General features: G+C 73.2%; 16 protein-coding genes. 3 read left to right on the top strand and 13 right to left on the bottom strand.

Going from position 1 to position 17,861, the window contains the following annotated elements:
* Positions 1 to 34: 34 nt before the first annotated feature.
* The 8 genes from ACQEWB_RS35685 to rimP form a co-directional block, all read right to left on the bottom strand.
* Entirely contained in the window at positions 35 to 4,090 is a 4,056-nt protein-coding gene (locus ACQEWB_RS35685) for a serine protease (RefSeq protein WP_432838472.1), read from the bottom strand.
* Positions 4,091 to 4,351: 261 nt separating this feature from the next.
* Positions 4,352 to 5,257, bottom strand: a complete 906-nt coding sequence (gene truB, locus ACQEWB_RS35680) for a tRNA pseudouridine(55) synthase TruB (protein ID WP_432838470.1) — start codon at positions 5,255 to 5,257, stop codon at positions 4,352 to 4,354.
* Positions 5,254 to 5,700, bottom strand: coding sequence for a 30S ribosome-binding factor RbfA (gene rbfA, locus ACQEWB_RS35675; protein WP_432838468.1), 447 nt, complete (start codon positions 5,698 to 5,700; stop codon positions 5,254 to 5,256). Before rbfA ends, truB begins: the two co-directional genes overlap by 4 nt.
* A 32-nt stretch (positions 5,701 to 5,732) precedes the next feature.
* On the bottom strand, positions 5,733 to 6,026 hold the full coding sequence (locus tag ACQEWB_RS35670) for a DUF503 domain-containing protein (RefSeq protein ID WP_432838466.1): 294 nt from the start codon (positions 6,024 to 6,026) through the stop codon (positions 5,733 to 5,735).
* A 145-nt stretch (positions 6,027 to 6,171) separates the two neighbouring features.
* Positions 6,172 to 9,321, bottom strand: coding sequence for a translation initiation factor IF-2 (gene infB / locus ACQEWB_RS35665; protein WP_432838464.1), 3,150 nt, complete (start codon positions 9,319 to 9,321; stop codon positions 6,172 to 6,174).
* 146 nt (positions 9,322 to 9,467) lie between these two features.
* Positions 9,468 to 9,746, bottom strand: a complete 279-nt coding sequence (locus ACQEWB_RS35660; protein WP_432838462.1) for a YlxR family protein — start codon at positions 9,744 to 9,746, stop codon at positions 9,468 to 9,470.
* A gap of 90 nt (positions 9,747 to 9,836) precedes the next feature.
* Positions 9,837 to 10,823, bottom strand: a complete 987-nt coding sequence (nusA, locus tag ACQEWB_RS35655; RefSeq protein ID WP_432838460.1) for a transcription termination factor NusA — start codon at positions 10,821 to 10,823, stop codon at positions 9,837 to 9,839.
* A gap of 2 nt (positions 10,824 to 10,825) precedes the next feature.
* Positions 10,826 to 11,332, bottom strand: a complete 507-nt coding sequence (rimP, locus tag ACQEWB_RS35650; RefSeq protein WP_432838458.1) for a ribosome maturation factor RimP — start codon at positions 11,330 to 11,332, stop codon at positions 10,826 to 10,828.
* 201 nt (positions 11,333 to 11,533) lie between these two features.
* On the opposite strand from rimP, the gene ACQEWB_RS35645 reads away from it, so the two are divergent.
* From ACQEWB_RS35645 to ACQEWB_RS35635, 3 genes are read left to right on the top strand one after another with little or no spacing between them, the layout of a single operon-like run.
* Positions 11,534 to 12,076 (top strand): hypothetical protein, encoded by a 543-nt coding sequence (locus ACQEWB_RS35645; RefSeq protein ID WP_432838456.1) that lies wholly within the window; start codon positions 11,534 to 11,536, stop codon positions 12,074 to 12,076.
* Positions 12,073 to 12,540, top strand: a complete 468-nt coding sequence (locus tag ACQEWB_RS35640) for a ferritin-like domain-containing protein (protein WP_432838454.1) — start codon at positions 12,073 to 12,075, stop codon at positions 12,538 to 12,540. The genes ACQEWB_RS35645 and ACQEWB_RS35640 overlap by 4 nt, the downstream gene beginning before the upstream one ends.
* A gap of 27 nt (positions 12,541 to 12,567) precedes the next feature.
* Positions 12,568 to 13,467, top strand: coding sequence for an aminoglycoside phosphotransferase family protein (locus ACQEWB_RS35635; RefSeq protein WP_432838452.1), 900 nt, complete (start codon positions 12,568 to 12,570; stop codon positions 13,465 to 13,467).
* Positions 13,468 to 13,545: 78 nt separating this feature from the next.
* On the opposite strand, the gene ACQEWB_RS35630 is transcribed toward ACQEWB_RS35635, so the two are convergent.
* The 5 genes from ACQEWB_RS35630 to ACQEWB_RS35610 form a co-directional block, all read right to left on the bottom strand.
* Entirely contained in the window at positions 13,546 to 14,760 is a 1,215-nt protein-coding gene (locus ACQEWB_RS35630; RefSeq protein WP_432838450.1) for a M20 metallopeptidase family protein, read from the bottom strand.
* Between the two features lie 62 nt (positions 14,761 to 14,822).
* Positions 14,823 to 15,044, bottom strand: coding sequence for a ferredoxin (locus ACQEWB_RS35625; RefSeq protein WP_432838448.1), 222 nt, complete (start codon positions 15,042 to 15,044; stop codon positions 14,823 to 14,825).
* A gap of 1 nt (position 15,045) precedes the next feature.
* Complete coding sequence (locus tag ACQEWB_RS35620; RefSeq protein WP_432838446.1) at positions 15,046 to 16,260, bottom strand: NADH-ubiquinone oxidoreductase-F iron-sulfur binding region domain-containing protein; 1,215 nt, start codon at positions 16,258 to 16,260, stop codon at positions 15,046 to 15,048.
* Entirely contained in the window at positions 16,257 to 16,838 is a 582-nt protein-coding gene (locus ACQEWB_RS35615) for a ferric reductase-like transmembrane domain-containing protein (protein ID WP_432838444.1), read from the bottom strand. The genes ACQEWB_RS35620 and ACQEWB_RS35615 overlap by 4 nt, the downstream gene beginning before the upstream one ends.
* Positions 16,835 to 17,857 (bottom strand): FAD:protein FMN transferase, encoded by a 1,023-nt coding sequence (locus ACQEWB_RS35610; protein WP_432838442.1) that lies wholly within the window; start codon positions 17,855 to 17,857, stop codon positions 16,835 to 16,837. The genes ACQEWB_RS35615 and ACQEWB_RS35610 overlap by 4 nt, the downstream gene beginning before the upstream one ends.
* Positions 17,858 to 17,861: the final 4 nt, after the last annotated feature.

Here is a 17,861-nt window from a genome sequence, read left to right as displayed (position 1 = left end):
GGGGCTGTGACCCGACGCACGTGACGACGAGGGGTCACGCGGGCACTCGTACGCCCGACAGGTTCTCGATCATCCGGCGGGTGCTGGGGCCGACCACGGCCGCCCAGGTCTGCGGGGCGTCCGTCAGCCAGCCTGCCATCCGGGCCGCGAAGCCCGGGACCCGCCGGCCCAGGTCGACCAGGCCGCGGTCGAAACGGGCCGCCCCGTCCGGCGTACGGACCAGGAGCAGACCGGTGCGGTGGACGAGGTCGCGGATGTCGTCTCCGGTGTGGAGGGCGGTGGCGTGCAGCAGCGCGTCGAGGACGGCGGGAGCCTGTTCGTGGGCCAGCAGGCACTCCAGCAGTTCGCTGCGGAGCGGACGGGAGACGGGAGCGCCGGGGGCGGCGAGTACGACGGCGAGGGCGGCCCGGACGTCCTCCGTACCGCCGTCAAGGAGCCCGGTCACGAGCGGGAGCAGCACGGCACGCGCCCCCGCCCCCTGATCCAGCCGCCGGTCGACGTACGCGGCCACGTCGGCGGCCGTCTCCGGGCGCCGCTCGACGGCCTCCCGCACCAGCGCGGCGACCCGGCGGGCCAGCGGGGGCGTGGTGACGTCGGCGAGCGTGCGCAGCGCCGCCCCGGCGTCCGGCCCGCGCAGCCGCGCCCGGAAGGCGTCGAGGACCGGCTCGGGGTCCGTGGTGAGGGCGGCGACGAGTGCGCTGGGCGGGAAGTGCGGGTCGCCGGCCGCGAAGTGCCTTAGCGCCTGCGGCAGATGACGGGCACGCGTGCGTGGGTCGCGCACGAGCAGGGCGAGCGCGCCGCCGTGCAGGGTGCAGTCGGCGGGGCGGGCGAGCAGGGCCAGGGCGACGTACCGGAGCAGCTCGCGGTCGGCGTCCGTACGCACATGGGGCGCGGCCCGCAGCCCGTACGCCACCGCCGCCACCCTCCTCGCCGGCCGCTCGTCGTGCGCCCACCGGTCCACGGCCCGGCACACCGCCGACGGCTCGTCCTCCGCCAGCACGGCCAGCAACTCGTCCGCCCGCCGATGCGCACACTCCACGAGCGCCTCGGTGAGATCGTCCAGCGCGAGCTGCCGATGGGTGTGCAGCAAGGCCTGCGCGGCCTTGGCCACGGTCGCGTGCGGGGTCGCGGGCAGCGGCCGGTCGTCGTCGAACCAGTGCGTGAGGAGCGGTTGTACGGCGGTGGGGTCGGCGGCGAGGAGGTGGGACACCGTGTCCAGGAACCGGGGGGTGGGTGTCGTGGCCGGGGCTTGGTCCGGGGGGCCGTCGGCGAGGAGGAGACGGCGGAGGAGGTCGAAACGGGTCGCCTCCGGCAGGGGGAGGGCGGTCCAGAAGGCCGGGGTGAAGGTGGTGGGGGCGGACGGGGGATCGTCCCTCCGTGCCGTCTCCACCTGAGCGTCGGCCAGTCGTCGCAGCACCCCCAGATACGGCCGCGCGTCCGGTACCCGCAGCAGCGTCTCCGTGAGGAGGTGGGCGGGCCACCAGGAGTGCGGGTGCGTCTCCAGGGCCTGGGTCAACTGCTCCAGACGGGCGGCGAGTTGGGCGGTGCCGCGTTCCCGCGCGAGGAGGAGCAGGGCCTGTACGACGGGGCCGATGCGGTGGCGTGGTACGGGGAGGGGATGGGTGGTGTCGTCCGGGGTGCGGCGGCGGTGGACCAGGTTGTTCAGGGCCTCGTCGAGGTCGAGGTGCATGCCCTGGATCCAGTCGGCGAGTTCCTCGTGGGCGAAGCGGTAGCCGTTGCCGGCGGGGACCAGGAGGCCTTCGGTGAGGACGGCGGAGGCCCAGCCGGTGCCGCCGCCCAGCCCCGCGGGGGCCTGGCCCCAGGGGAAGACGGCCTCGAAGGACGCCCGGTCCAGCTCGCCCTGGCCGGGGCCGAGGCTGCGGCGGGCGGCCTCGTGGACCTGGCCGGAGACCTTCGCGGCGAGGCGGCGTACGGCGGTGCCGCGGAGGCCGTTCTCGGCGGCGAGGCGGACGGCCACGCGGAGGCACATCAGGTCGAGGTAGGCCGCGAAGACGTCGTTGCGGTCCAGGTGGGGGTGGGGGGTGGTGTCGGGGAGGGCGGTGCGGACCTCGGAGAGGAGACGGAGGGTGAGGGGGTGGCGGGCGTCGGGGGCGGCGAGGGTGTCCTCGGGGATGCGGTAGCGGGCACGGGCTTTACGGGCCTCGTCCTCTTGCAGGTCACCGAGGTGCACACAAGGGTGCGGGCCGGTGCCGGAGTTGGAGTTGCACGGGTCGCCGCCGATTTCCGAAGTCGGCGTGTAGAGCAGCTCCCGCGGAAACGCCGCCCCCGCCCCCTCCCAGTACTCCGCCCTGCAGCCCACCACCAGCCGCGCCCCCGTCTCCGCGAGCCAAGTCGCCGTCCCCTCCGTCCACTTGTCCAGCCGGTGCGCCAGGACGGGCGGCATCTCCTCGGGACCGTCCAGAAGAAGAAGCAACGGCCGCCCCGCCGCCCGGGCCACGTCGGCCACACGGGCCGGACCGGTGTCACCCAGACCGGTCGGGCCGGCGTCTCCCAGACCGGTCGGGCCCGCGTCGCCCAAACCACTCACTCCCGCACCGGCAGTGCGCTTCGGTCCTGCACCGGCAGTGCGCTTCGATCCCGCGTCGGCCATGCGGCCCGCCCCCGCGCCGGCCGTGCGACCCGCCCCCACGTGGGCCGTGCGACCCGCCCCCGCGTCACCCGAACCGCCCGACCCCGCGCCGGCCATGCGCCCCGGCCCGACATCGCCCAAACCGCCCGACCCCCCGTCAGCCACACGGCTCCGCCCCGCGTCACCCAAGCCACCCGACCCCGCGTCCGCCACGCGACCCGGCCCGGCATCACCCAAGCCACCCGACCACGCGCCGGCCACACCGCTCCGCCCCGCGTCACCCAAGCCACCCGACCCCGCGCCGGCCATGCGACCCGGCCCGGCATCACCCAAGCCACCCGACCACGCGCCGGCCACACCGCTCCGCCCCGCGTCACCCAAGCCACCCGACCCCCTGTCCCCCAAATCAGCCCCCGCACCCCGCGTCGACGCCGACATCGACACAATGCGGGCCGCGCGGGCCAGGGCTCGACCCGCCGCAGCCTCGATCGACGTGTCCTCGTCGTGCAGGTCGGCGCCGCGGAGCCAGAGGGTGGGGGACGGTTCGGGGCCTCGGTTGCGGCGGGCGGCGAGGGTCGCGAGTTCTGTCGTGCGGCCGCTGCCCGGTGCGCCGACGAGGCCGAGGACCGCGGCCGGACTCTGCGTGAATGCCGTGAACTCCCTTGCCGGCACCGCCCGTTCGACTGGTTCCACGGACGTCGGCGGCGCCGCGTCGGAGCGGCCCACGTATCCGGCCAGCGTCCCCGGCGGGCCGTCCTGGCCCACCGACGTGGCCGTCAGTTCCAGTACGCCGGCCAGGTTGAGGTCGGCGCCGTAGGCCGGAACCGTCGCCGCGTTGCGGGCGAGCAGGTCGGCCAGCGGGCCGGGCGGCGCGGGGCGCAGCGGGACGGCGAAGCCGGTGTCGCGGTGGCCGGACTGGAGGGCCGTACCGAGCACGGCGAGCACCGCGCCGGTCTCCGCGTCGACCACCGGTCCTCCGGCCGCTCCCCCGCCCAGCCGCAGCGCGTCCTGGCCCGCGGTGCCGATCGCCAGCTCCAGCGCCTCGTCGACCACCCGGAACCGGTCGGTGGCCGCGTAGGTCACGGACGTCGTACCGAGCACTCGTGCCTCGCGCCAGCGCCCGGCGGCCACGCGGACGTAGGTGCCGGTCTCGACGCGGTCCCGGACGGTGACCGGCAGCGGGTCGACCCCGAGGCCCTCGGTGCGTACCAGTGCCAGGTCGAGTTCCGGCAACGGGGTCACGGCGTCCGCGGTGACGAGGCAGCTGCGGTCCCCCGCGGTGTGCAGCACCAGCCTGGGCAGCCCGTCGACCGCCTCGTGGCTGGTGACGACGGTGCCGTGATGGTCGGCGACGAAACCGGTGCCTCGAGGGCGGCCGGCGAGGTCGTGGATGCGGACCAGGGCGGCTTCGGGGACACCCCGCTCCGGGGCCCGTCCGGCATCCTCGCGCGCCCGATGCGCGCCGCCCCCCGGCTGCCGGGACCGCTCTCGTCCCGTCATGGCCGAACCTCCCCGCCGTACACCTGTGCCCTGCTCTTCGACCGTAGGCGCGTGGTGATCAGCGGGACAGATCGCGTGGCGAACGCGCCCCCTTCCGCTCCCTCGGTTCACTCCGAGCGCCTGCCCGGACGGGTGAATAGGCGGGGGTCGCTGGATACACCCTAGGGGTGGGGGAACCGAGGGGGGACCGTGGAGCGGCGACGCAACCCCGTGATCGCCGCTCCACGGTCGGGCAGCCTCGGCGAACCCGGACGACCGGGATCAGGCGAAGACGGCCAGGCTCTTCGCCTTGCCCTTCTGTTCCTCCACCAGGGCCAGGAAGCGGCCCTCGGGGTCGAACACGGCGATCGTGCCGAGGCCCGCGTACTCCTCGGGCATCTCCAGGCGGACGCCGTTCAGCAGCAGCCGGGCCCGCTTGGTGTCCACGCTCCAACGGGGGAACGCGGCCCTGGCGGCCTCGGCGATCGGCATGACGGTCAGCTCCTGCTGGAGCTGGTCGAGCGTCCTCGCCGAGTCCAGCTTGTACGGGCCGACACGGGTGCGGCGCAGGGCGGTGAGGTGGCCGCCGACGCCCAGGTCGGCGCCCAGGTCGCGGGCGAGGGCGCGGATGTAGGTGCCCGAGGAGCAGACCACCGACACCACCAGGTCCGTCACCGGCGTGCCGTCCTCGGCGACGGCGTCCCGGACGTCGTACACCTGGAAGGACGAGATGCGCACCGGCCGGGCCGGGATCTCGAACTCCTCGCCCTCGCGGGCCCGCTTGTACGACCGCACGCCGTTGATCTTGATGGCGCTGACCTTGGACGGGACCTGCATGATGTCGCCGGTGAGCTTGGCGATCCCGGCGTCGACGGCCTCGCGGGTGACCTTCGAGGCGTCCGCCGACCCCGTGATCTCGCCCTCGGCGTCGTCGGTCAGGGTCGTCTGGCCCAGGCGGACCGTGCCCACGTACTCCTTCTCGGTCAGCGCGAGGTGACCGAGGAGCTTGGTGGCCCGCTCGACGCCCAGGACGAGCACGCCCGTCGCCATCGGGTCGAGGGTGCCGGCGTGGCCGACGCGGCGCGTCTTCGCGATGCCGCGCATCTTGGCGACCACGTCGTGCGAGGTGAAGCCCGAGGGCTTGTCGACGATGACAAGCCCGTCGGGCGGCTGGATCTTCTGGGTCATTCGGCGGCGTCGTCCTCGTCCTCACCCGGCTTCTTGTACGGGTCCGCCTCACCGGCGTAGGTGGCGCCGGCCGAGACCTCGCGCACCTTCTCGTCGGACTGGCGCGCCTTGTCGAGGAGGTCCTCGATGGTCTTGGCGGTGTCCGGGAGGGCGTCGGCGACGAAGGTCAGGGTGGGGGTGAACTTCACGCCCGCCGCCGCACCGACCGCGGAGCGCAGGACGCCCTTGGCGCTCTCCAGACCGGCGGCCGCGGCTGCCCGCTCCTCGTCGTCCCCGTACACGGTGTAGAAGACGGTCGCCTCCCTCAGGTCCCCGGTGACCCGGGTGTCCGTGATGGTGACGTGCGAGCCGAGCCGCGGGTCCTTGATCCCGCGCTGCAGCTTCTGGGCCACCACCTCTCGGATGAGGTCCGCCAGCCTCTTGGCGCGCGCGTTGTCGGCCACTGGTCCGTCTCCTTAAGTGCTTACTTCTTGCTTCAGTCTTCGTCGCTGTGGAGCCTGCGTCGAACCGAGAGCAGTTCCACCTCGGGCCGCCCGGCGACCAGCCGCTCGCAGCGGTCCAGTACGTCGGAGAGGTGTCCCGTGTCCCCGGAGACCACCGCCAGCCCGATCTCGGCCCTGCGGTGGAGGTCCTGGTTGCCCGTCTCCGCCACGCTCACCGCGTACTTGCGCTGGAGCTCGGCCACGATCGGACGGACGAGAGAGCGTTTCTCCTTGAGCGAATGGACGTCGCCGAGGAGCAGGTCGAAGGACAGAGTCCCCACATACATGTGTGTGTCCGGATGTCCCGCCGGTTCGGGGTACGGGCGCCACGCTTCGACGCCGATACGGGAACCGTACACGCAACGGCCGGGGCCGATCGACGGAAATTCCGTGAGGAACTTCCCCGCCGATCGGCCCCGATCGCGTGCTGGATCAGACGCGCGGCTTCTCGCGCATCTCGTACGTCGCGATGACGTCGTCGACCTTGATGTCGTTGAAGTTGCCGAGGTTGATACCGCCCTCGAACCCTTCGCGGATCTCGGTGACGTCGTCCTTGAAGCGACGCAGACCCTCGATGTTGAGGTTCTCCGCGATGACCTTGCCGTCGCGGACCAGGCGCGCCTTGGTGTTGCGCTTGACCTCGCCGGAGCGGATGAGAACACCCGCGATGTTGCCCAGCTTGGACGACTTGAAGACCTCGCGGATCTCCGCCGTACCGAGCTCGACCTCTTCGTACTCCGGCTTGAGCATGCCCTTGAGGGCCGCCTCGATCTCCTCGATCGCCTGGTAGATGACCGAGTAGTAGCGGACGTCCACGCCCTCGCGCTCGGCCATCTGCGCGGCACGACCGGCCGCACGGACGTTGAAGCCGATCACGATGGCGTCCGAGCCCATCGCCAGGTCGATGTCCGACTCCGTGACCGCACCGACGCCGCGGTGCAGGACGCGGATGTCGACCTCTTCGCCGACGTCCAGCTGGAGCAGGGACGACTCGAGCGCCTCGACGGAACCGGAAGCGTCACCCTTGATGATGAGGTTGAGCTGCTGGACCTCGCCGGCCTTGAGCACCTTGTCCAGGTCCTCGAGGGAGACACGGCGCGTGCGCTTGGCGAACGCGGCGTTGCGCTCACGGGCAGCGCGCTTCTCGGCGATCTGACGGGCCGTACGGTCCTCGTCGACCACCAGGAAGTTGTCGCCCGCACCCGGGACGTTGGTCAGGCCCAGGACCTGGACCGGCGTCGAGGGTCCGGCCTCGGCGACGTTGTTGCCGTTGTCGTCGAGCATGGCGCGGACGCGACCGTAGGCGTCGCCCACGACCATCGTGTCGCCGACCCGCAGGGTGCCTCGCTGGACGAGGACCGTCGACACGGCACCGCGGCCGCGGTCGAGACGGGACTCGATCGAGATGCCCTGCGCGTCCTGGTTCGGGTTGGCCCGCAGGTCGAGCGAGGCGTCCGCGGTGAGGACCACGGCCTCCAGCAGGGAGTCGATGTGCAGACCCTGCTTGGCGGAGATGTCGACGAACATGGTGTCGCCGCCGTACTCCTCGGCCACCAGCCCGTACTCGGTGAGCTGACCGCGCACCTTGGTCGGGTCGGCACCCTCGACGTCGATCTTGTTGACCGCGACGACGATCGGGACGTCGGCCGCCTTGGCGTGGTTGAGCGCCTCGACCGTCTGCGGCATGACGCCGTCGTTGGCCGCGACGACCAGGATCGCGATGTCCGTCGACCGGGCACCACGGGCACGCATGGCGGTGAACGCCTCGTGACCCGGGGTGTCGATGAAGGTGATCGCGCGGTCCTCGTCGTTGACCTGGGTCGAGACCTGGTAGGCACCGATGTGCTGGGTGATGCCGCCGGCCTCGCCCGCGATGACGTTCGTCTTGCGGATGGCGTCGAGGAGTCGGGTCTTACCGTGGTCGACGTGACCCATGACGGTCACGACCGGCGGACGGACGACCAGGTCCTCTTCGCCGCCCTCGTCCTCGCCGAACTCGATGTCGAAGGACTCGAGCAGCTCGCGGTCCTCCTCCTCGGGGCTGACGATCTGAACCGTGTAGTTCATCTCGTCGGCGAGGAGCTGCAGCGTCTCGTCGGAGACGGACTGCGTGGCCGTGACCATCTCGCCGAGGTTCATCATGACCGCGACGAGCGACGCCGGGTTGGCGTTGATCTTCTCCGCGAAGTCGGTGAGGGAGGCACCGCGCGACAGGCGAATGGCTTCGCCGTTGCCGCGAGGCAGCATCACGCCGCCGACCGACGGGGCCTGCATGGCCTCGTACTCCTGGCGCCTCTGCCGCTTCGACTTGCGACCGCGACGCGCGGGACCGCCGGGACGGCCGAAGGCGCCCTGCGTGCCACCACGGCCACCGGGACCGCCGGGACGACCGCCGAAGCCGGGACGGCCACCGCCGCCGCCAGCACCGGCACCCGGACCACCGGGACGGCCGGCGAAGCCGCCGCCACCGCCACCGGGACCGCCGGGACGACCGGCGAAGCCGCCACCGCCACCGCCACCGGGACGACCGGCGAAGCCGCCGCCGCCCGGACGACCGCCGCCACCGCCACCGGGACGACCGGCGCCACCGGGACCGCGGCCGCCGGGGCCACCGCCGCCGGGACGCGGGCTGCCGGCAGCGGGACGCTGCGGCATCATGCCGGGGTTCGGACGCGGGCCGCCGGGGCCGCCGCCGGGACGGGGACCGCCCTGCGGACGAGGCATGCCGCCGGGGCTGGGACGCGCGCCGCCCGGAGCCTGCGGGCGGGGACCGCCGCCGGCACCCTGGGGACGCGGACCGCCCTGACCCTGCGGACGCGGAGCGCCGCCGGGCGCACCGGCGCCACCGGGGCCGCCGGGACGCGGGGCACCGCCCGGACGGGGCGCCTGCGGGCGCGCCATGCCGGTGGAGCCGCCGGAGGTGAAGGGGTTGTTGCCCGGACGCGGACCGGCCGGACGGGCACCACCGGGACGCGGCGCCTGGCCGCCCGGACGCTGGCCGCCGGGACGCTCGCCACGGTCACCGCGCTCGGGGCGGTCACCGCGGTCGCCACGGCCCTGGCCGGGACCACCCGGACGCGGGGCGCCCGGACGCGGGGCCTGGCCGGCCGGACGCGGAGCGCCCGGACGCGGGCCGGAGCCCTGGCCCTGGGAGGCCGGAGCGGCGGGAGCCGCCGGCGGTGCCGTGAACTCGGGCGTGGTCGGAGCCGGGGACGCCGGCGCGGGGCGCGGCGCGGGCTTCGGGCCCGGGGTGGGACGGGGGCCGGGAGCGGCCGGCGCGGCGGGAGCCGCGGGCGTCTCGGCGACGGCCGGCTTGGGGGCCGGCGGGCGCGGGGCGGCCGGACGGGCAGCCTGCGCCGGAGAGGGGGCTGCCGGACGAGCCGGGGCAGCCTTGCGTGCGGAAGCGGGCTTGCCGCCTCCGTTGCCCTGCTGGAGGGCGTCCGTCAGCTTACGGACGACGGGCGCTTCGATGGTCGAAGACGCCGAACGGACGAATTCACCGAGTTCTTGGAGCTTGGCCATGACGACCTTGCTCTCAACCCCGAACTCCTTGGCGAGTTCGTATACCCGGACCTTAGCCACTTCGCTCCTTTTAGGTCCGGGTGCGTCCGGACCGTCGCTACTTCATGGGCGTACTCATCGCGTGCTCATCGAGTGCTCATCGCAATCTCGACCTACTTCCAACTCGCGGGGTACCAGGGCCGCACGGAGGTTCCGCACGACACGTCTTACGGTGTTGCCTGCTCGACGTAGAGGCGCAACGCCTTGGTGTCGAGCGGTCCCGGGACGCGGAGCGCCCGCGGGAACGCCCGGCGGCGGACCGCCAGGTCGAGACAGACCAGGGTGGGGTGCACATAGGCACCCCGGCCGGGCAGCGTACCGCGATGATCGGGAACGCACTGTTCCCCGACCGCCACGATCCGCAGCAGATCCTTCTGGGCCGCTCGCTCCCGGCACCCCACACAGGTGCGCTCAGGGCATGCGCGGGCTCGCGTCCGGCCAGACACTCTTAAGTCTACCTCCCCGCACCGACCTCACCCCTTTGGGGCAAAAGTCGAACGGTTGTTGTCGTGATCTCAGCCCGTCTCGGCTCAGATCTATTCCTCGGGCTGCTCCGTGTCCGGGCGGATGTCGATCCGCCAGCCGGTCAGCCGGGCGGCCAGGCGGGCGTTCTGCCCCTCCTTGCCGATCGCCAGCGACAGCTGGTAGTCGGGCACCGTCACCCGGGCGGAGCGGGCGGCCAGGTCGACGACCTCGACCTTGGAGACACGGGCCGGGGAGAGCGCGTTCGCCACCATCTCGGCCGGGTCGTCCGACCAGTCGACGATGTCGATCTTCTCGCCGTTCAGCTCGCCCATGACGTTGCGCACCCGGCCGCCCATGGGGCCGATGCAGGCGCCCTTGGCGTTCAGGCCGCTACGGGTGGACCGCACGGCGATCTTCGTCCGGTGACCCGCCTCACGCGCGATGGCGGCGATCTCCACCGAACCGTCGGCGATCTCCGGCACCTCCAGGGCGAAGAGCTTCTTCACCAGATTGGGATGCGTGCGCGACAGGGTGACCGACGGACCGCGGACACCCTTCGCCACTCGTACGACGTACGACCGCAGCCGCATCCCGTGCGGGTAGGTCTCGCCGGGCACCTGTTCCTGCACCGGCAGGATGGCCTCCAGCTTGCCGATGTCCACGAGCACGTTCTTCGGGTCGCGGCCCTGCTGCACGACACCGGTGACGATGTCGCCCTCGCGGCCCGCGTACTCGCCGAGCGTCGCGTCGTCCTCGGCGTCGCGCAGCCGCTGCAGGATGACCTGCTTGGCGGTGGTGGCGGCGATACGGCCGAAGTCGGACGGAGTGTCGTCGAACTCCCGGGGTTCCTGGCCCTCTTCGAGGTCCTCGGGGTCTTCCTTCGCCCACACGACGACGTGTCCGGAGTCCCGGTCGAGCTTCACGCGCGCGTGGCGGTGGCTCCCGTCGGTGCGGTGGTAGGCGATGAGGAGGGCCGACTCGATCGCCTCGACCAACAGGTCGAAGGAGATCTCCTTCTCCCGTACCAAGCCCCGCAGGGCACTCATGTCGATGTCCACGGCTACGCCTCCTCTTCCATCTCGTTCTTGCTGTCCTTGCGGTTGAACTCGACCTGCACGCGCGCCTTTTCGATGTCGGAGAAGACGAGTCTGCGGCTGGTGGCCTTCCGGCCCTTCACGCCCGGTACTTCGAGGTCCAGGCCCTCGTCGTCGGCCTGAAGGATCCTGGCGACCAGTTCCCCGCCGTCGGCCAGCTGGAACTTCACCAGCCGGTCCACGGCGCGGACGTAGTGCCGGTGTTCCTTGAGGGGGCGCTCCGCGCCCGGGGTGCCGACCTCGAGGGTGTACTCGGCCTCGCCCATCGCGTCGGTCTCGTCGAGCTTCGCCGAGAGCGCGCGGCTCACATCGGCGATCTGATCCAGATCGGCGCCGGTGTCCGAATCGACGACGACGCGCAGCACCCGCTTGCGCCCTACGGAGTCCACCGCGATCTCTTCGAGATCCAGTCCCTGGGAGCTGACGAGCGGTTCCAGGAGCTCTCGCAGCCTCTCGCTCTGGGTGGTGCTCATCCGGGTGACTCCTCGGCCGCGTGTGCTGTTGTGGGATGGTCGCGTGTCTGGTCAAAGGGTATCCGGTCGCAGAAGGTGTTGCCGTCCACGTGTGCCCAGGCGGTCGAGCCGGTGACGTGAGTCCGGGGGATGCGCGGGTACCGTGATCGCGGGCCGGTCTTTCCGCCCGTGTGTTCGTACGAGCCCCCGAGGACGCCTGCCGTGTCGTATCCCCCACCGTCGCGCATCCCCTACGGGCCGCGCAGAAGATCGCTGCTCGCCTCGGCCGCCGGGGCCGCCCTGCTGGTGGGCTGCTCGTCCGGGGCCGACTCGGAGGAGAGCACCGGCGGCAGCCCGTCGGTCACCACGAAGGCACGCGCGCGTGCGGCGCGGGACAGCGTGGGGCTGGTGGAGCGGTACGACGCCGTGCTCGCCGCGCATCCGACGGCGGCCGAGCGGCTCGCGCCGCTGCGGGCGCAGGTCGTACGGCATGCGGAGGCGTTCGGGGGGACGGTCGGGAAGGGCGGCGGGAACGGGAGCACCGGGTCGGGGGCGCCCTCCGCGTCGGCGTCGGGATCCCCGTCCGCCGCCGTACCCACCACCGAGCCGGAGGCCCTCGCCGAACTCGCCGCCGCCGAGCGGGCGGTCGCCGACCGGCGTACGGCGGCGCTGCTGGACGTGCCGGGCGAGCTCGCGCGGCTGCTGGCCTCGGTCGCGGCGGCCGGCGCCGCGCACGCCTATCTGCTGACGGAGGCCGCCAAGTGAGCGACACGGACGAGAAGAAGGAGCTGGCGGCGCTCCAGGCGGCGCTCGCCGCCGAGCACGCGGCGGTGTACGGCTACGGGGTCGTCGGCGGGAAGATCCGCGAGGGCCGTCGTACGGAGGCCAGGTCGGCGTACGACGCCCACCGCGCCCGGCGGGACGCGCTGGTCCGGGACGTCCGGGACCTCGGCGGCAAGCCGGTGGCCGCGTCGGCCGCGTACGCGCTGCCCTTCCCGGTGCCGGACTCGGCGGCGGCCGTACGGCTGGCGGCGGAGCTGGAGGACCGGGTGGCCGGGGTGTACTCCGACGTCGTGCGGGCGACCGAGGGCGAGCGGCGGCGGTCGGCCGCCGGGGCGCTGCGGGAGGCCGCGGTGCGGGCGGTGCGCTGGCGTGGAGAGAGCGTAGCCTTCCCTGGTCTCGCCGAGCGGGCGACCACCGCGTCGGCCTCGCCGACCCCCACGGCCTGACCCGTACTGGAAGGGATCTGCTCGCGTATGGCTTTCGAACCGCCGCCGCGTCTGGTGAAGGCGCTCGGTGAGACGGCACCGGACGGTGACGACTGGTTGGAGAAGCTGCCGACGGCGGCCCGACAGGCCGTCGCTCTACGCGAGTTGACCGTGGAACGGGTGCAGGTGCCCGGGGGCCGCAGCAGCCTGGTGGTGCTGGTACGGCAGCCTTCCGGCGGCCCGGCCGTGCTGAAGCTGGCGCCGCGGCGGGCCCGGCCGGAGAGTGAGCGGGCGGCGCTGGCTCACTGGGGTGGGACGGGGGCCGTACAACTGCTCGAGCCCTTCACGGCGGAGGGTGTGCTGCTGTTGGAGCGGCTGCATCCGGATGTGTCCGTGCGGTCGTTGCCGGAGGCGAAGGCGCTGCTGGAGGCGGCGGGGACGCTGCGGCGGCTGTGGGTGGAGCCGCCGGGTGGGCATCCCTTCGAGACCGTTGCGGAGCGGACAGGGCGGCAGGCTTCGGCCATGCGGGCGACTGCGTCGGGCTCGGCCGACGTGGCTGGGCTGGTCGACTCCGCGGTCGGGGCGCGTGCGGAGTTGTTGGCGGGGGCTCCTGAGCAGCGGTTGCTGCATGGGACTTTTCGGCAGAGCAAGGTGCTTGCCGGGGAGCGGATGCCGTGGTTGGCGGTGGGGCCGGATCCAGTGGTGGGCGAGTGTGCGTTCGATCTGGCTCGGCTGGTGCGGGATCGGGTGGAGGATTTGATCGCCTCGCCGTCGGGGGCCGCGACGACTCGGCGGCGGGTGAAGCGGCTGGCGGAGTCGTTGGATGTGGATCAGGAGCGGCTTCGGGGGTGGACGTTGTTCCGGGCCGTGGAGTCGGGGGTTCGGGCGCTGCGGGTGGGGCGGCCGAAGGATGCCGAGCTGTTGCTTGAATTCGCCGGGTGGCTTTAGGGCGGATCAGCTCGGGGGGGCGGGTTGTGTTCGGGGTGCGGGTGCGTCGTGGCTTGTCGCGCAGTTCCCCGCGCCCCTTTAGGGCGTTGCAGGCGCCCTTCTTATGCGGCGCAGGGCGAGTTCGGCCAGCAAGGTTGACGCGTCTGACAGCACAGCGTCGTCGAAGGTGGCTATCGGGGAGTGGTTGGTGGGGGCCGACTTGGGGTCGCCGGTGGTGTCTGCACCCAGGAAGGCGAAGGCTCCCGGGACGCGGTCCAGGACCCTGGAGAAGTCCTCCGAGCCGGTGATCGGGTCGGGCATCGGGTCGAAGTGTTCCTCGCCGAAGGTCTCGCGGACCGTGTCGGCGAGGAAGGCGTGCTCTACGGGGTCGTTGACCGTGAGCGGGTATTCGGGGGTGAACTCCGCCTCCGCCGTGAGGCCGTGGGCCGTTGCGATGTCCTGGCAGACGCGTACGGCGAACTCGGCGGCGCGTTCCGCGGCGGCCTCGCTGAACGTCCGTATCGTCGCCTCGAAGACGGCCGTGTCCGGGATGATGTTGCGCTTGGTGCCGGCGTGGAAGGTGCCGATCGTGATCACGACCGGGTCGAAGACGTCGAAGCGGCGGGTCACCATCGTCTGTAGCGCGGTGACCATCTCGCAGGCCGCCTGGATCGGGTCCAGGGCGTCGTGCGGACGCGAGCCGTGGCCGCCGGCGCCGAGCACTCGGACGTACAGGCCCGCCGAGGCCGCCATCAGCGGGCCGGGGCGGGAGGTGAAGACGCCGGTGGGGTACGACGACGAGGTCACGTGGAGTCCGTATGCGGCGTCGACCGGGCGGCCCGCCGCCTCCAGTACGCCCTCCTCGACCATGTGCCCGGCGCCGTCCCAGCCCTCCTCCCCCGGCTGGAACATGAACACCACGTCCCCGCTGAGGAGTTCACGCCGGGCGGCGAGCAGCCGGGCCGCGCCGACCAGGCCTGCGGTGTGCAGGTCGTGGCCGCAGGCGTGCATGGCGCCGTCGATCCGGGAGGTGAACTCGACGCCGGTGCGCTCGGTGACCGGCAGGGCGTCCATGTCGCCGCGCAGGAGTACGACGGGGCCGCCGCGGGCTGAGCTGCCGCCGCGCAGGACCGCGGTGACGGAGGACAGGGCCGTCCCGGTCGTGATCTCCAGGGGCAGTCCGTCCAGCGCGGCCAGTACCTTCTCCTGGGTGCGCGGCAGGTGCAGGCCGATCTCCGGTTCCCGGTGCAACGCCCGCCGCAGCAAAGCCAGTTCGCCCTGTATCTCGCGCGCGTCTTCTCGCAGACTGCTCATCCCGCTCCCCCTCGTACGTCCATCACTCGGCAGTGCCAGGAGGCTGCCCATCCGCGCCCCGCTTAGGGCATTCCCGCCGCCGTCAGTTTGAGAGCGAGGGCCGGGCAGTCCGCTGCCGCTCTGCGGGCTCGCTTGAGGGTGCGGGCGGGGACGGGGGTGCCGTCGACGAGCGGGTAGCCCCACTCGTCCAGGGCGATGTGTTCAGGGAGCAACTCGGCGCAGAGTCCGTGGCCCTGGCAGGACGTCCAGTCGATGTCGATCTTCTGGGCCGGCTTCTGGTCCATGTCAGGACTCCTGGGGGACGGGCAGCAGGGGCGTGGGGTCGGTCGCGGTGCACAAACCCCTTGCGTGGGCGTCCAGTTCGGGGGCGAAGGTGGTGAGGGCGCTGCGGACCAGGCGGACCGTGCCGTCGGGGTGGTGACAGGCGCCGCGACCCTCGACCAGGCCGGACCAACGGGCCAGGTCGGTGCGGGTGGTGGACTGGGGGCCGGGGGTGGCGAGGGTCTGGAAGGCGGCCGCCATGCGGGGGAGGCCGTTGAGGCAGGGGCCGCACTGGCCTGCCGACTGGAGGGCCAGGTAGCGGAGCACGCGGGCCGTTTCGGCCACTCCGCAGCGGGTGGCGGGGAGGGCGGCGATGACGCCGGCGCCCATCGTGCCTGCGTCCAGCGGGAGTCGGGCCGCCTCCGGCGCCGGGAGCCAGGTGCCGTGGTAGCCGCCGAGGAGGACCGCGGAGATGCCGTCCAGGGGGATCAGGCGGTGCAGCGGCATGCCGAACGGGGCTTCCACGACACGGGGTTCGTGTCCCGGGGCGTGCAGCGTGCACAGGGCGCTGCCGGGCTGGGACGGGGTGCCGGCCGTGCGGTACCAGTCGGGGCCGTAGCGGGCGACCAGGGCCAGGTGGGCCAGGGTTTCCACGTTCTGGACGAGGGTGGGGGCGCGGCCCACACCGCGTTCGCGGACCGGCGGGTCCTGGTGGGCGGGCAGGGCCTCGGCGCCGCCCACGAAACGGGCCAGTGCGGAGGCCTGGCCGGACAGGAACCGCTTCGGGAGTCGTACGACCTTGACGGCGATCGGGTCCTTGCGGTGGGCCACGGCCGACTCCAGGTAGGACGCGCCCTCCTCCACCGCGAGGTACGCCTCGCCCGCGCCGACCGCCTGTGCGGCCGCCTGGAGGCCGTCCAGGACGAGGTGCGGGGAGAGGGCGAGCAGCGTCTTGTCCTTGCGGCTCGCGGGCTCGCCCTCCGCGCCGTTGGCCACGACGACGGGGGCGCGGCCGGTGCGGCGGCCCGCGTCGGCCACCGCGGCGAGCTTGCGGTGGACCGGGAACGCGGCTCCCCCGCGGCCGGTCAGGCCGGATTCGGCCACGGATCTGAGGAGGGCGGCGGGGTCGCCGTGCCGCAGCGGGCCGTAACGCTGCTCGTGGGTGGACAGGTCGGCCGGGGCGCCGCCGGGGGCGAGCAGGCGCGGGGACATGTACAGGTCGGGGAAGGTCGCGGTCATGAGCGGGCTCCTTCGGCCGAGCGGAGAAGGGTGGCGGGGGTTCGGCGGGCCGCGCGGGCCGAGTGCGTCACGCGGATGCCCGCGGCGGTGAGGACGGCTGCGACGCAGGTGACGGTCAGCCAGGTCATCCAGTCGGCGCCGGTGTCCGTGCCGATGCCTATGCCGTGGATCAGGGCGACCGGCCAGGAGGCGTAGGCCAGCCAGTGGAGGGCGCGCCAGGTGCGGTGGCCGATGCGTTCGCGCAGGAGGCTGGTGATCAGGACGGCGAGCATGAGGTCCAGGGCGACCGTGCCGAGGCCGAGCCAGAGGGGCTGGTAGTCGGAGGCGAAGGGGACGAGGACGTCGAGGACGGTGATGTTGACGTAGCTGTCGAGGACCGCGAGGGCTATGTGGAGGGCCAGGAAGGCGGTGGCCGAGAGGGAGAGGGTGCGGTGGAGGGAGACCGTGCCGAAGCGCGGGAGGCCGGGGATCTTTCCGCGCAGCTTCACTGCGATGCCGAGGAGTACGACGACCGTGAAGAGGATGAGGGAGACGGCACCGGTGGCTCGGTTGGCGTACCAGAGGGTTTCGCTGGTCATGCGGCTGACTCCCGGTGGGTGCTGGTCGCGCCCCGCGGCGAAGCCGCTGATTGACACAGCCCCGCGCCCCTCAGGTCGGTCGGCCAGCCCGGAGTTGTGACGATCGCCCCGTTGTGCGCCACCAGGCGGGCCGGCAGGCCCTGTCGGGTCAGCCAGCGTTCCGCGCCCGGGCCCTTCACCAGGGCCGCTGTCGTGGCCGCGTTGGCGTCCGCGCACGTGGGTGCCGCCACCGAGACCGTGCGCCACGGGGTGCGGACCGGCAGGCCCGTGTGCGGGTCGATGATGTGGTGGAGGGTGTGGTCGCCCCGGCGCCAGTTGCGGGCCGACGTGCCCGAGGTGGCGAGGCCGCCGCTGTGCAGGCCTACCGTGGCGTACGGGCCCTGGGAAGGAGTCCGGTCGACCGGGCCCGTGACGTCCTGGACGCGGATCTGCCAGCCGTCCGCCGGGGGCTCGCCGGCGACCGCCGTGTCGCCGCCGAGGCTGACCAGGACTCCGCAGCCGGCCGTCCGCGCCAGCATCGTCGCGGCCTTGTCGGCGGCCCAGGCCTTCGCCGTGGCGCCGAGGTCGAGGTGGACGCCGGGCGGGACCGTGGCCGTGCCGGTGGCGCGGTCGAGGCCCACCGTGCGCCAGCCGGGCGCCCGCTTCACGGTGAGGCGGACCGGGCGGTCGTCCTCCTGGACCAGCGTGAAGTCGCGGTCGTAGCCGATCGCCTCCATCGCCGAGCCGACCGTGGGGTCCACGGCCCCGTCGGTCGCCTCGGCAGCGCGCAGGGCGACCGCGAGGGCCTCCGCGAGCAGGGGGCTGACCCGGACCGGGCGGCCGGCACTGGCGTCCAGGGCGGCGAGTTCGGAGTCGGGGCGGAAGCGGCTGCATGCCGCGTCGACCTCGGCGAGGTGCCGGGCCAGGAGCAGGTTGCAGGAGTCCAGCAGGGCCGGGTCGGTGACGACCAGGCGGACCGTGGTGCCGAGGGCACGCCACTCGGTGGCGGCCGTGGTACGGGGCTTCAGCAGCGTGCTCATCACG

This window comes from Streptomyces sp. CA-249302 (assembly GCF_050936785.1).
Taxonomy (GTDB): Bacteria; Actinomycetota; Actinomycetes; order Streptomycetales; family Streptomycetaceae; genus Streptomyces.
Note: the sequence above shows the minus strand (reverse complement) of the source record. Positions and strands in the feature narration are given on the sequence as shown.